The sequence below is a fragment of the Microcoleus sp. PH2017_34_RAT_O_A genome, assembly GCF_020737885.1.
GTDB lineage: Bacteria > Cyanobacteriota > Cyanobacteriia > Cyanobacteriales > Microcoleaceae > Microcoleus.
Window position 1 is genome coordinate 1 of the sequence record NZ_JAEQDD010000008.1, and the last position, 12,885, is coordinate 12,885.

Below are 12,885 nucleotides of genomic sequence, written 5' to 3' on the forward strand. Positions count from 1 at the left end.
TATTCCAACCTTAGCAGAACTTGCGAGTGAAAAAGCTACCCACAATTGAGCAACAATGGGTAGATTTGTCCAAGAATCAAGTTACAGTTTCTAGCCCCCTTAAAAAAGGTGGGGACAAGTATCCGAGCAAAGTCCCCCTTCTTAAACGGGATTTAGCAGGGTCAAAGAGTGGCTCGCGTCTGGGACAATAAAACTACCCTGCTTCAGAAGGGGGATGCGAGGGGAATGTGGACTCGGATAAAAGCGAGATGATTCAATCGTTTCAGACTTAAGTTGAGACCAATACTTACTACCTAGCCCAGTCAGTACCGCGCCATATCGTGAAAAACAAGACGCTAGAAATCAACGCGCCCAGCAGCCACTTAACAGCATTTTTAAATAACCCCATGCGCTGATTTGACTGCACCGTGGCCCTTTGCGCCTGCAAGCGTTCCTTAGCCGGAGTAATTCTCGAAAGAATTTGGCTTTTCAATTCCTGCGGGTTTTGCGTATTCGCTTGCACTCCCAAACGGCTAAGTTCCCCAGCCAAAGTCTTTAAATCTTCAGGAGTACCCTTATTCAGCCGTTCTTCTACTTGCTGCAATTGAGCTAATTGTTGGTCGGCTTGAGTAGTAATTTGCTTGTCGTTTTGGTTGTTGACATAGATAGTGCCAAAAATTCCCAAGGGCATCATCAACAGAAAAATCACCGCCAGCAGCAGACAAACCCAAGACAAAACTTTCAAAAGAATGTTTTCCAAACTTCTGCGGTCATATCCTTCGCCAAAAAATATCAGCGCCATTGCCAATAGAGGAACTGGCACCCGTTCCACTACAGCGCCAATTGTCTGCAATTCCCAGACGCGATTGCCAAAATTTGCTGGTATCAAAACTGCGATCGTATCTAATAAAGATAGAATTAATAGACCGTAGCCAATCCAACGCAACCTGTAGATAGAAAAACCTTGCTCGCCTTGTACGTCATTCATAACATCATCACAGTTGTTGTTAACAAAAACAATCTCTCTCGATCCGCTAAAAAACGGATACAAGCTACAGATTGAAGTAGTCGAGTCTCCACATTTTAGACCAAAGTTAGAGTTCCTAGATTCATCTGCTATTGTAAATCTAAAATCTAAAATCTAAAATCGACTGACTTAAGGTTCGGGAAATCGCGGCTGCCACCACCCATACCAAGAAACCCAAGCATTTTCTAGCAGTTTTTGGGCATTTTCTGGAGTTGTTTTATCCAAAGGCACAGACATCTGAGTCCACAAACATCGCTTGTCTTGAATATTTCCCCTACCCAACAGCCAAAACAAAACCCGGTTTGGCTGCCAATCGCGAGTGTTGCGATTGTATCTAAACTGTTCGGCAGTGACTGTAGCACTGCCGCGAGGATTGATACACGAACTCAAATACAATCGATTTTGCTGTTGCAAAATTCCGTGAAACCCCGCGCCTTGAGTGTTTGCTAATGTTAGTTTACCAGGAGACGACTTCAGAATAGTATGTCCCTTCATCATACTTTCCACATCCCCGATGGTGCCTACCACATAGCGCATCTCTATTTCTAGAGCAATGTTACTTTTTTGATATTCATACTTTCTGGCAGCCTTGACTTCTGAAGTATCGCTAATTTTCAGCGGCGCGCTGTTTTGTAGTTTCCACTCTGCTAGAGGCACCGTAGAGGGAAAGTCAAACTGGGTTGCAGAATTATTGCCTTTCGAGGGATAGAATGTCAATTTGCCTGCGACTAATAAAACCCCTGCAAGAGTAACAGCCAAAAGAGAAATCCTAACTGGTTTCCAATAGGTAATAGCCATTATTAATTTTATTGCTCCTGATTTTGTGGTTCGTTTTTTAAGATGGCAAACCAGCAGAATAACCCGAAAATTAATACAGCAATCATCGAAAAGACTACCGAACCATTTCCTTCGTGCCAGTATTTAAATGCTTGGGGTTGAGATAACGATACTAGCACTGCCATGAGAGAAACTCGGGCGGCATTAACTACAAATGCAATCAGGACTGCAACGATCGGCACTAGAATTTTCTGCCCCACAGTTGTCGGAAACATCAGCAAGAAAACCAGGGCTAGTCCTAACAATTGTAGAATTGCATTCACCCCCGAACAGCCGTGATATACTTCGACGCTGCCCTTTTCTAGGATGAGAAAAACTCCTTTGCGTTGAACTTCAAATCCTATATAGTGCAGGATAAAAGTTGAAACTTTTGCTGTGTATAGAGCTACATCAACAAATACTCCGATTAATCCGGGAGGAATAGCTGTATAGGCAAGAATTAGCAGTTCCTGCGAATATTGTTTCAGTCCTTTTGTGCCGGAAGCTAGCAAGGCCAGACTTATTCCTGTCAAGAAAGGCGAAGCCCTGATAAAAAAGTCGTATCCAAATATCGAAGAACTTTTGAGCAAGATGAAAGCAATTAACGATGCCCCAAAGAAACTGGCGAAAATTCCACTTTCAAAGGTTAAGGATTCGTGCCTTTCCCAAATGAGAAATGCTACAACTCCCCAAAACAGTAACATTGTGCCAAATAGGTCTGTGTCGTTGGTTCTGGAAGTCAGAGTCAGTTGCACGGCAATCAAACCGGAGGCGATGCCTAACAGCCAGTATTTCGGTTCTTGGATGTGTTTTAGCCAGTTGATTTCGGTCATTGCTGCTTTCTGTTTTTACTAAAAACTTTTAAAATGCTTAATTCGATCGCTCTTTTGAAATTATCAGCTACAAACAGTTGGTTTTATGGGCTATGGATGAAGTTTAACTAAATCTTCACATACATTGACAATTGTCAATGTATGTGATAAATGCAAAAGTCATTGTTGGTCGTTATTTGTTAGTTGTTAAGTATTAGGTGTTAATTACTGGTTTTAATAACTAATAACGAATAACCAATAACGAATAACCAATAACTAATTAGCGTATATCTTGCTGTAGTAAGTTTGATATTCCTCGGAAAGCAGGGGTTCCCACCACTCGCGATGGGCTAAGTACCATTCCACGGTCTGCCGCAAACCTTCTTCAACTGTGACTGAGGGAGTCCAACCTAACTCTGTTTTAATTTTGTTGGCATCAATAGCATAACGCCGATCGTGCCCAGCTCGATCTTTGACAAATGAGATCAGTTGTTCGCAAGGACGCGCGGGCAAATCAGCAGCTAATTCGTCCATTAGTTGGCAGAGCATTTTGACTAAATCGAGATTTTTTACCTCGTTATTGCCACCAACATTGTAGGTTTCTCCGGGCTGGCCGCGGTTGATAACGGCATCTAAGGCGCGGCAGTGGTCGAGCACGAACAGCCAATCTCGCACGTTTTGACCGTCGCCGTATACTGGCAGCGGTTTGCCCAATAGCATATTGATGCACATTAATGGAATCAGCTTTTCGGGGAAGTGATAGGGGCCGTAATTGTTGGAACAGTTGGTGATAATTGTCGGCAGCCCGTAGGTGTGGAAATAGGCGCGGGCGAGGTGGTCGCTGCCAGCTTTGGAGGCTGAGTAGGGACTGTTGGGGGAGTAGGCGGTTGTTTCGGTAAATGCTGGGTCGTCGGGGCCGAGACTGCCGTAAACTTCGTCGGTAGAAACGTGGAGGAAGCGCATTTGTGATTTCACAGACGAATCATCAATTGCTTCCCAATGCTTGCGGAAGGCTTCTAAGAGTGTGAAGGTGCCGACTACGTTGGTTTGAACGAAGGCGCCAGGCCCGATAATCGATCGGTCAACGTGAGATTCTGCGGCAAAGTGAGCGACTGTGTTGATGTTTTCTTCTTTCAGCAAGGTATCGACTAGGGTACGATCGCAAATATCTCCCTGCACAAACCGAAAATTTTCTCCGCCTTCCAAACTTGCCAGGGTTTGTCTGTTGCCGGCGTAGGTTAAAGCGTCGAGCACGACTACTCGATCGCCCGGATAGCTGCTGCACCAGTGATGCACAAAATTCGAGCCGATAAATCCAGCCCCGCCCGTCACCAACAATCGATGAGGATCTCGCTCCATGCCTTGATTCCCGCTGTTTGTCATAAAAATAAAAGTTTTTCCAATAACTAAGCCTTTTCAAAAGTAGCCTTAAAAGTAGTTTTTCATCAAGTGTGGGTCGCCCTGTGATTAAAATTTCTATGGTCTCATATCATTTCCGGTTGCACTCCTTATGATATAGAGGAGACGGCAGTGCCGTGTCCCTACCGTGATTAATCGTAGGGAGACGGCAGTGCCGTGTCCTAATTTCCGTTAATAATTCCGATGCAACCGGAAACGATATCACTTCAGATTTTCTAATTTGGGCGCGATCGCAATATTGACTCGGTTGACTTTAATTTATAACGGTTTGTTTGTCAAAACGCTTGCTAAACAGTGGTTTCAGCTTTTTTACCTGGCAACTTTAAATTTCAATGGCGATGGGGAGATGTTGGCAGTTGCGATCGATCTGTGATTTTGGTGGCGATCGCCTGTTGATAGATTTGTAAAGAGCTGTTACCATTTATTTTTTAATTATCCTTTACAATCTCCAGAGCACCATGAAGAAGTTTCAAGTGTTAGCTGGCATTGCTTCCACCGTTGCGATCGCGAGCAGCATCGCCATAGGTGACCCTGCATCTGCTTTCCCCTGTTCCTACAAAAAATCTGGGGCTGCTCAATCTGGTTCTGGGCCAACAATCGTGGGTTCCGGCGGCTCGGATCGAATGAATCCGTGGAAATCCAACAAAACAGTAGCTCTCGGTTTCCTAGGCTTGGCTGGGATTTTGGGTGGAGGTGCGGCCTACATGAGCTACCGCGCCGGTCAGCGCGCCTCTGCTGCTTGCGATGCGATGAGCGATAATTTTGAAGTTTTTGAAGAGTCGCTAGATCCGATCGCAGATACAGGTGTAGCTGAGCCAGCAGATGCGGTTGCAGGCGTTCGCGAACACCCGGAAGCTCCGGGCGGCGAGCTGGATTTGCCCGTAGCGCAAGTTGCCGAGGTGAGTTCGGAAAGTGCGATCGAACCAGTCGAAAGTGCGATCGTCTAATAGTTATCTCCAACCAAAGTATTCGCTCAGCAAGCCTCCAATTTTGCCAGATTGGAGGTTTTTTGATTTTAAATTATCGACGGCTACAATTTGCTTTGATTGCGATCGAAACACAGCTTTCCGATCGCAGATCGATCGAGAGCGCGCAATTCGATCGTCGGATTCAAAAATGCTATAAATTTAGATGACTCAAAGCAAGACAGCACGCTACCTTTGGCGATCGCTAAAAATACTCTTCAGATCAATCTGAGGGTAGACGGCAAAAGTTCCAATCGCCTGCTACGGTTTAAAATATAGCCCTACAGATGACAACTATAGGTTTTTATGAATGCTTGGCGCGATCGATTCAATCAATTTACAGGTAAAACTAGACTGGCAGTTTGCCGCGTGTTCGTTCAGCTAACAGGCGAAGAAGTTGCACCGCTGTTAGGAGTTCTCAACCGCACCGCCAGAGAAGGAATTAATGGCGATGGTGACTTAGCAATTTTAGGAGAAGGTCTTGTAGAAATTTGCAATCACCTGTTACAGTACGATAACTACTGGCAAGCCGCCGCTAATGAAGGCGATGTTTTTTGGGATGAAGGCGAAGCTGGCGATTATGTGGATGAAATTTTCACTGATTCAGCCGATCGCTATCTCAGCGAGCCTCAATACAGCACTTCTGTTTCCGATAAAAATTCCCCCTTGTCTTTGCCAGTAACTAGAAATGTGGTGGTGATGCTGACAGTCGCCTATGAAGGCGAAGTTCCGGCTCTCGAAACTGACCTCGCTGATATCGGCGCCCTGAAAGTCGGTTTAAAAGCACTGATTAATTTACATTACCAAGAAAGGCTGCGAGCTGTGCAAGTTCACTTTTCTCCCGCGCAGTTGGGAGACGAACTTACTAACGACCAAGTTTTGGTAAATTTCCCCGAACTCATTCCCCTTTAAGGAAGTCATTAGTCATTAGTTATTAGTCAGTGGTTATTTGTTGGTTATTATAATAATCCATGCCCATGCCCAATTACCAATTACCAAATATTATTTATGCTGCGAAAACTGACAATTTATTTAATGACTTTAACTTTCTTGTGGACGGCAACTGCCTGCGGTTCTCCTACGCCAGAAACTCCTGTAAATGCTCCTGCAAATCCTGCTGCAAATAGGAATGTAAACACGGTGCGTCCTGCACCAAACAATAACTTGGCTCAAGGTCAATATCCCGTACAGCAAGCTACCTACGACGATTCGGATGGCGAATACAGTTTGATGTTGCTAAATACTCCCCCCGGCAGTACCCCAGTTTACCGCACTACCGATTTGCAAATGGCTCGATTAACGGAGGAAGAAATATCGGCAGGGAAGAAAAGTTATCTAAGTCTGGATAACAATAAAGCGAGCTTGCATTTGACAGAAGATTTTAAAATTGAGTACGTTCACAACGTGACTGAAACTGTCAATAACCCTCAAACCAATCAGCCACAAACAGTGGTAGTGAGACAACAATCAGGCTTCTGGGCGCCGTTTGCTGGGGCGATCGCCGGTCAGGCGATCGGCAGTTTGTTATTTACACCGCGATATTATATGCCGCCTCTGTATCAGCCGGGGATTATGACAGGATATGGCGGGTATGGCAATACTTACGTCCAAGCTGTTAACCAATATCAAACTCGCTACCAAGCCCCGCCTGCTGCGGTGAGAAACCGTGAAGTTTTAAGGACGACCGGCCGCTTGCGATCGCCCACATCGAACGTACCAGCAAGACGCCCAGCACAGCCAGGAGCCAATCGATCGACTGGTTCTGGTTACGGCGGCAGCGATTTGAGGCGATCGCAGCCCGGTCAAAATCAAAACAGGCGCAGTCCTAGTTTTGGTAGCGGGAGGAGTTCTCGCCAACCGAGTCGCAATCGTTCTTTCGGAAGTGGCAGAAGGCGCTGATCAAAGAGATTGCAAAATAGCTGGCGATCGCACAATTGCTGAATCATTCCTGCACCTTAAAAAAGGTATGTAGTTGCGCTTGGGCGCTCTTTAAATCTCGGAAAGAGCGCCCAAGCGCAACTACATACCTAAAAAATCTTTAACTATTGTGATAGTTGCGTCCAGAAATATGAATAACTTAGATTGAGACTGTAGCCAAATTTTAGTTTAGCTTGTAGCCAACTTTTATCTATCCTCCCGATGCTACGCCACCGCAGGTGTTGACGGTGAAAACTTTGGAATAGTTGTTTGGAATAGTTGATGGGAGCGATCTCTGCCTCTGGCAGACTCAAAAAATATGTGATTTAATTGCTTTATTGATATGTAGGTGACAAGTATGTCTTCTTCACAACCCCCGTCAGGGAAAAGAAAACCTTTAGGATTTGATGAATTAATTGCGATAGTCGTTGCTTTCGGCACGATGGGAGCAATTTTCTTTTGGGTAACAGGCAGAAATCCCGATCGATTGAATGCCAGAAGTTGGCAATTTCCAGCCGTTTTTTCTCAACCTGCTGCTGAGCCTGGGAACTCTACAATATTAACGCCACCGGAGGCGATTCCCGAAGTGCGATCGCCCGCTAGAACGATCCTTCCCTCGCAACCTGATGTCGTCCCTGTGGCACCTGTAGGGCCACTTTTTCCAGTAGTTCCTCCTATGGGGACGGTTGTTGTTCCCGAAACGCCAAGTGAGCGCGAGGCTGTCCCTCCAGTCATTACCAAACCGAAAGCGGCTAAACCAAAAGCCGGGCCCGTTAAATTCTCCGATGTTCCTGACAAATATTGGGCGCGTCCATTCATTGTAGCTTTAGCCGATCGGCAATTTTTTGCTGATTTCACGGACAACAAGTTTCGGCCAGACGAACCGATTACGCGATCGGAACTAGCGCGCTTAATTCAGGGAATGTCGGACAAAGAACCGCGCCGCAAACCGATTAATTTTAAAGACGTGAAGAATAACAGTCCGATCGCTGGGGCGATCGACCACAGCGTCAAAACTGGATATCTTAAAGGATACCCAGACAATGCCTTCCGTCCCGATAAAGAAGTCCCGCGCGTGGAAGTCATCGCAGCTTTAGCTAGCGGTTTAAACCTGAAACCGTCAGCGAAAGCCAGCAGAACATTACAAGTTTATACAGACAGGAAAAAAGTGCCGAAATGGGCAGTCAACAAAGTAGCAGCAGCCACGGAAGCTGGCATTGTTGTCAACAATCCGAAACCCACTCTTTTGCAGCCTAATAAAATAGCAACTCGTGCGGAAGTAGCAGCCATGATTTACGAAGCGATGGCGAAACAAGGTAAGGTTCCTGTTAAGCCTTCTGACTATGTTATGAAGCCTGTAAAGCCATCGAAATAAGATTTTTGGGTGCAGTCGAACCAACGCCCCAGAATCGGATTTAATCGTTATTGTTTGTAGTAAGGACTTCAGTCCTTTTTTTTGTCTTTCCCGAGGACTGAAGTCCTCACTACGAAACTGGTTTGTAGTAGGGAATGCAAGTCCTTTTTCCAGATTTTCCGGGAGCATCTCAGTTTTGCATTTGTAGTGCTGTCCCCGCTCGCGTATTGTACAATACGCGAGCTCTTAAGCTCGCATTCAAAGAAAAAATGCTTTTTACCAGAATGATATGCTCCCGATTTCCTGCGGACTGAAGTCCTCACTACGAACCTGGTTTGTAGTAGGGAATGCAAGTCCTTTTTCCAGATTTTTCTGCGGACTGAAGTCCTCACTACGAACCTGGTAGATTAATCTTGGAACACCATAATGCTGCCAGAATAACAAGCCACCCAAACCTGATTAGTTTCCGGATCGTAAGTAATCCCGATCGGACTTGAATTAACATTAACTGTTTGCAGCACTTTCAGGTCGCTAGTCCTCACTTTGCTAACAGTATTCGATGAATAGTTAACCACATAAATCAGTTTGCCGTCACCAGAAATCGTCATGCTGCGAGGTGCATTTCCAGTCGAAACCTTATCTATCACTTCACCAGTTGCCAAATCGATCTTTGCCACATTCCCTTCACCGTTCAAAGTGGCATACATATACTTGCCATTGGGATCTATCGTCAAATGACGCGGCGCATTACCAATATTTCTCAACCATTCTACCGAAAAGTCTAGGAGATTTACTTTCGCAATATCGGAAGAACCCATGACGGCAATATAGGCATTTTTTGAATCGGGAGTAACCACAATACCCCGAGGATATGCACCCAGTTTTACCCGCTCGACTTCGCGATTTTTATTGATATCAACTACGCTCAAATCCCAAGTACACCAATTGCTCGCGAGTACGAAGCGATTGTCAGGCGAAACAGCATTAAATTTCGGAACCGCACCTACAGGAATTATCTTTTCTATTTTCAACGTTTGGGTGTTGATGCGGTACAGGAAACTTTGGTCGTGTTTGGCTGATGGAGAACACCTATCGCTCCCGGGATTGTCAAACCCAGAACCGTACATTTGATAGTTCGATACATAGCCATATTTACCATCTGTTGAAAAGGCGGCTTCTACGGGAGAACCTTTGTAATTGCCTTTGAATTTAGAAAAGCCAAATTTTGACAAGTTTACTGTATCGGAAATAGTCTTGACTAATTTAAATTTCCTATTGTAAACGGTGATGCTGTGGCTGTACATCATGTTTTGAGCAAAAAATAAACCGTCTCCCGAATAAACTATTGATTTCGGCGATATTTTGCCGTAAATAGTTTTTTTCAAAGTCATTTTTCCTTCGGTGTTTGCAAGCCTTTTGCCGGGTAATTCATTTTCTTTTTTGTCGGAGGTTGGCGCAGCAGTTTCTGTTTTAAATGGTGGTAAAAATGGTTCTTCAAAAAGAGGCTGTTTGGGCTGATTTTTAGTTGGATCTTCGAGTTGGTTGCTGTTTTCTGTGGGGGTAGGAGATGGCGAAGGTCGATCGACTTTTGACGCTGTTTTTTCCGCAGATTCCTTGTCAGCGCTGGCGGCTGGCGACTTGCCTTTGAGGGCTGACAAGGTTTGAGGGCCGATTATTCCGTCAACTTTCAGCTTGTTGTCTGCTTGGAACTTTTTCACCGCAGCCTGGGTTACGGAACCGTAAAATCCTGTAGCCCTACCGCCAAAATGTCCTGATGCTTGCAGAGTTTTCTGTATTTCGACAACTTCCGGGCCTGAATCGCCTTTTGTCATTCTGATGGCGAGGGCGGGATAGACTAAATTTAAAATTGCGAGAGAGATTGTAAAGAAGAGTAAAGGAGTTGCAGCTAAATTTAGGTGCGTTTTGGAGTTGGGCGATCGAGTTTGAGTTGGGGGCGTTTCCCAAGTTTCAGCTAAATGCAGGTAAGCCAATCCGTCCATAGTTTTTACGGGTATTTTTGATGCTATGATACACCAGCTAATACCATTTTAGATTTTAGATTTTAGATTTTGGATTTGAGATTTGGCAATCACTGATGATATAACGGTTTGGCTCTGGTCTAGTGTTGCAGGATTTTTGTTAACCGGTATAACACATTGATTAAAACGAAAATTTAATTATAATTACACCGAGGGTGCAATCTCCAAGCAGTTTTTAATGGTGCCAGCAAGTAGGAGCGATCGACAATGTTGAGTGAGGAACAAACGGCCGCAGGATCGACAACCCAAAAATCCCGCCAGACGGTGCTGTGGGACGGTGACGGCGGACTTTGCCAGCGGGCTTGGGTAGAAATAGATTTAGCAGCTTTAACTCACAATGTAAAACAGCTTAAGCATCTATTATCTCCCAACACAGAACTGATGGCAGTTGTGAAAGCGGATGCTTACGGACACGGTGCGATCGCAGTTAGTCAAACTGCATTGCAAGCAGGCGCTAGTTGGCTGGGAGTGGCGACAATTCCCGAAGGCATAGAATTGCGGGAAGCTGGGATAGAAGCACCGATTTTGCTGTTGGGGGCAACCAATACACCGGCACAGGTAAAGGCGATCGCCCAATGGCACTTGCAACCCACTATTTGTACTGCCAAACAAGCCCTAATTTTTTCGGAAGTTCTCGTCAGTCTCAACCAATCTTTGCCCGTTCACGCTAAGTTAGATACGGGAATGTCTCGCTTGGGTACTTCTTGGCAAGACGCAACAGAATTTGTGCAATTAGTCAATGGTTTGCCAAATTTAAAATTAGCCAGCATTTACTCTCACTTGGCGACAGCCGACAGTCCCGATCGCGCCGTGATGAGAGAGCAACAGCAACGGTTCAAAAAGGCGATCGCCCAAATCCAAGCAGCAGGAATTAACCCCTGTCACCTGCACTTGGCAAACTCTGCTGCCGCCCTCACAGACCCCGATTTGCACTACGATTTAGTACGAGCGGGTTTGGCTACCTACGGTCTTTATCCTGCTCCTCACTTGCAGGCGATCGCTTCTTTGCAGCCCGCAATGCAGGTCAAAGCCCGAGTAACGCAGGTGAAAACAATTGCAGCAGGCACCGGCGTCAGTTATGGCTATAAATTTATTGCTGGGCGCGAGACACAGATTGCCGTAGTTGGTATCGGTTATGCAGACGGGATTCCGCGCAATCTTTCTACTAAAATGCAGGTTTTAGTTAGGGGTAAATTTGTGCCGCAAGTCGGGGCCGTGACGATGGATCAATTAATGCTGGATGTGACCGATATTCCCGATTTAGAAGTCGGTGAAGTGGTGACGTTGTTGGGGAATGATGGAGAAAATAAAATTACTGCTGACGATTGGGCAGAAATCTTAGGGACTATTTCCTGGGAAATTTTGTGCGGTTTTAAACACCGATTGCCCCGCGTTACAGTAAACTGTTAACTAGCGGGAATACCGATCGCAGAGGTTGATGGCGAGGGAGCATCTCAATGAATGCAAAAAAGCAATTTCTTTACAGTGCTGTCCCCGCTCGCGAGTATAGATCGCGAGCGGGGACAGCACTATAAAATCAAAACATCACAACTGAGATGCTCCCAATGGCGATCGGGACTATATTATAAGTTATACCAATTACCAATTACCAATTACCAATTACCAATTACTAATATGACAACGCTCCGCACAGTAAAACTAATATCTCAAACCTTCACCGCGCAGCTAGATGCAGAGAGAATACAGGCGATGCAAGTAGCTCAAGAATTCTCCAAAAAATTCGTAGAATTGGGGTTTCAGATTGTACCTCAAGTGCTGTGGGCGATCGGCATTTTGTTAATTACGCGATTTGCGATCGGGTTTGCGAGTAACGTGACTCGTCGAGCTCTGGGCCGCACCGAGCCCACGCTGCGGAAATTCTTAGTTCAAGCTGCCGAAATTGCGATTTTGATTGTCGGCGCAGTCGCGGCTTTGAGTCAGTTGGGAATTCAAACTACTAGCGTGGTGGCGGTAGTGGGTGCGGCGGGTTTGGCGATTGGTTTGGCGTGGCAAAATACTCTATCGCACTTTGCTGCTGGGGTAATGTTGATTAGTTTACGGCCTTTTGAGGTCGGAGATGCGATCGAAGCTACGGATGTGAAGGGAGTTGTCGATAGCATCGGGATTTTTTCAACAACCGTCGTGACGGACGATCGCATAAAAATTATTGTTCCGAATAATAATTTATTTAACGGTACACTGAAAAATACCACAGCGATGGGTACGAGGCGGGTAGACTTAAAAATTGATATTGGCGATCGGCCGATTCGTCCGATGATGGCCGAGTTACTAGAAATTGCCCATTCTCACCCGCTGGTGTTGGAAAATCCGCCCCCAACTTGTTTGGTAATCGAGATCTCTCCTGATACAACTATTCTATCTCTGCGACCCTGGTGCGCGTCGGTGGCCTACGAACAAGTGCGATCGCAAATTCAAGAACACGTCAAAGAAGCCATGAATGCCCACAAAAATCAACAACAATAAATAACTCTTTTCAAACAAACGCAGTACAAAAAAACGATTTTCGTAGAGCACTGCCCCCGTGCTGGCACTTCCA

At 45.5% G+C, this 12,885-nt stretch carries 12 protein-coding genes and 1 pseudogene; 8 read left to right on the forward strand and 5 right to left on the reverse strand.

Annotation, left to right across the window (positions count from 1 at the left end):
* Positions 1-289: 289 nt before the first annotated feature.
* The 4 genes from JGK11_RS04740 to rfbB all read right to left on the reverse strand — a co-directional run bounded on the left by JGK11_RS04740 (position 290) and on the right by rfbB (position 4,017).
* Positions 290-967, reverse strand: a complete 678-nt coding sequence (locus JGK11_RS04740) for an HpsJ family protein (RefSeq protein WP_293181666.1) — start codon at positions 965-967, stop codon at positions 290-292.
* A 168-nt stretch (positions 968-1,135) separates the two neighbouring features.
* A complete protein-coding gene (locus tag JGK11_RS04745) occupies positions 1,136-1,804 on the reverse strand; it encodes a cyanoexosortase A system-associated protein (protein WP_293181664.1) in 669 nt (222 codons plus the stop codon).
* Positions 1,805-1,812: 8 nt separating this feature from the next.
* Positions 1,813-2,655: a cyanoexosortase A gene (gene crtA, locus JGK11_RS04750; RefSeq protein WP_293181662.1), complete on the reverse strand. Its 843-nt coding sequence runs from the start codon at positions 2,653-2,655 to the stop codon at positions 1,813-1,815.
* A gap of 255 nt (positions 2,656-2,910) precedes the next feature.
* Positions 2,911-4,017 (reverse strand): dTDP-glucose 4,6-dehydratase, encoded by a 1,107-nt coding sequence (rfbB, locus tag JGK11_RS04755; protein ID WP_293210800.1) that lies wholly within the window; start codon positions 4,015-4,017, stop codon positions 2,911-2,913.
* Positions 4,018-4,511: 494 nt separating this feature from the next.
* On the opposite strand from rfbB, the gene JGK11_RS04760 reads away from it, so the two are divergent.
* The 6 genes and pseudogenes from JGK11_RS04760 (at position 4,512) to JGK11_RS04780 (ending at position 8,310) form a co-directional block, all read left to right on the forward strand.
* Entirely contained in the window at positions 4,512-5,000 is a 489-nt protein-coding gene (locus JGK11_RS04760; RefSeq protein ID WP_293181658.1) for a hypothetical protein, read from the forward strand.
* Between the two features lie 99 nt (positions 5,001-5,099).
* Positions 5,100-5,297, forward strand: a complete 198-nt coding sequence (locus JGK11_RS04765) for a hypothetical protein (RefSeq protein ID WP_293181656.1) — start codon at positions 5,100-5,102, stop codon at positions 5,295-5,297.
* A 27-nt stretch (positions 5,298-5,324) separates the two neighbouring features.
* A complete protein-coding gene (locus JGK11_RS04770) occupies positions 5,325-5,930 on the forward strand; it encodes a DUF1517 domain-containing protein (protein WP_293181654.1) in 606 nt (201 codons plus the stop codon).
* 123 nt (positions 5,931-6,053) lie between these two features.
* Positions 6,054-6,917: a hypothetical protein gene (locus tag JGK11_RS04775; protein ID WP_366053408.1), complete on the forward strand. Its 864-nt coding sequence runs from the start codon at positions 6,054-6,056 to the stop codon at positions 6,915-6,917.
* 224 nt (positions 6,918-7,141) lie between these two features.
* Positions 7,142-7,201: pseudogene (locus JGK11_RS32815) on the forward strand (DUF3370 family protein); the annotation flags it as partial.
* 92 nt (positions 7,202-7,293) lie between these two features.
* Positions 7,294-8,310 carry an S-layer homology domain-containing protein gene (locus JGK11_RS04780; RefSeq protein ID WP_293181650.1) on the forward strand — a complete coding sequence of 339 codons (1,017 nt, stop codon included), beginning with the start codon at positions 7,294-7,296 and terminating at the stop codon, positions 8,308-8,310.
* A 386-nt stretch (positions 8,311-8,696) separates the two neighbouring features.
* On the opposite strand, the gene JGK11_RS04785 is transcribed toward JGK11_RS04780, so the two are convergent.
* Positions 8,697-10,289, reverse strand: a complete 1,593-nt coding sequence (locus JGK11_RS04785) for a peptidoglycan-binding protein (RefSeq protein WP_293181648.1) — start codon at positions 10,287-10,289, stop codon at positions 8,697-8,699.
* 246 nt (positions 10,290-10,535) lie between these two features.
* Between JGK11_RS04785 and alr the strand changes: the two genes are divergently transcribed.
* Both alr and JGK11_RS04795 read left to right on the forward strand, forming a co-directional pair.
* Complete coding sequence (gene alr, locus JGK11_RS04790) at positions 10,536-11,738, forward strand: alanine racemase (RefSeq protein WP_293181646.1); 1,203 nt, start codon at positions 10,536-10,538, stop codon at positions 11,736-11,738.
* 51 nt (positions 11,739-11,789) lie between these two features.
* The gene (locus JGK11_RS04795) at positions 11,790-12,812 is read left to right on the forward strand and encodes a mechanosensitive ion channel family protein (protein WP_293210802.1); all 1,023 of its coding nucleotides are present in this window, start codon (positions 11,790-11,792) and stop codon (positions 12,810-12,812) included.
* The last annotated feature ends 73 nt before the right edge of the window (positions 12,813-12,885 follow it).

Bases quoted from the DNA above. Each gene is read 5' to 3' on its own strand.
- JGK11_RS04740 (WP_293181666.1), bottom strand. From the start codon at position 967: ATGAATGACGTACAAGGCGAGCAAGGTTTTTCTATCTACAGGTTGCGT.
- JGK11_RS04745 (WP_293181664.1), bottom strand. From the start codon at position 1,804: ATGGCTATTACCTATTGGAAACCAGTTAGGATTTCTCTTTTGGCTGTT.
- crtA (WP_293181662.1), bottom strand. From the start codon at position 2,655: ATGACCGAAATCAACTGGCTAAAACACATCCAAGAACCGAAATACTGG.
- rfbB (WP_293210800.1), bottom strand. From the start codon at position 4,017: ATGACAAACAGCGGGAATCAAGGCATGGAGCGAGATCCTCATCGATTG.
- JGK11_RS04760 (WP_293181658.1), top strand. From the start codon at position 4,512: ATGAAGAAGTTTCAAGTGTTAGCTGGCATTGCTTCCACCGTTGCGATC.
- JGK11_RS04770 (WP_293181654.1), top strand. From the start codon at position 5,325: ATGAATGCTTGGCGCGATCGATTCAATCAATTTACAGGTAAAACTAGA.
- JGK11_RS04775 (WP_366053408.1), top strand. From the start codon at position 6,054: ATGACTTTAACTTTCTTGTGGACGGCAACTGCCTGCGGTTCTCCTACG.
- JGK11_RS04780 (WP_293181650.1), top strand. From the start codon at position 7,294: ATGTCTTCTTCACAACCCCCGTCAGGGAAAAGAAAACCTTTAGGATTT.
- JGK11_RS04785 (WP_293181648.1), bottom strand. From the start codon at position 10,289: ATGGACGGATTGGCTTACCTGCATTTAGCTGAAACTTGGGAAACGCCC.
- alr (WP_293181646.1), top strand. From the start codon at position 10,536: ATGTTGAGTGAGGAACAAACGGCCGCAGGATCGACAACCCAAAAATCC.
- JGK11_RS04795 (WP_293210802.1), top strand. From the start codon at position 11,790: ATGCAAAAAAGCAATTTCTTTACAGTGCTGTCCCCGCTCGCGAGTATA.